Raw genomic sequence first — 463 nt, 5'->3', positions numbered from 1 at the left:
CAACCAGCAAGCCTTGCGCATCTTCGGCCATAAACAATAACTCATCAGCGATGCTTTCTTTATCCAGACTATATGAAGAGTAGTCTTCGCTATCCATAAAAACGTATTCATCACCATCAGCATATGAAAAAGTTACCGGGCGGCGGTCCAAATCTGCAAGTGACAGCATATCGGAGTCTTTGAAAGTTTCATCAATCTTATGGTTTGTCGCCACATTGTACATACGCATACGATACAAACTTCCGCCTGCACGGCCTTGTGGAACAGAGCGCTCGATATCGCGNACAATATAAGCTTCACCATTCATTTCAACGGCAGCGTTCTTCTTAATTTCACTTGCTTTAGGCATTCGTTTTAACTCCTGAATATTGTTTATGGCCGAAGATGCGCAAGGCTTGCTGGTTGTGATGGTAAACGAGGCTCCGGTTGCACTGGAGTTACCTAGTACTGTTGAGCTGGAAAT

1 pseudogene is annotated in these 463 nt (G+C 44.4%); it reads right to left on the bottom strand.

The features are described from left to right. Positions 1-349, bottom strand: a pseudogene (locus tag A3756_RS02790) (elongation factor P-like protein YeiP); the annotation flags it as partial. Between the last annotated feature and the right edge of the window lie 114 nt (positions 350-463).

This window comes from Oleiphilus sp. HI0086 (assembly GCF_001635225.1).
The sequence above is the reverse complement of the archived record's forward strand: the minus strand, read 5'-3'. Positions and strand labels throughout refer to the sequence as shown.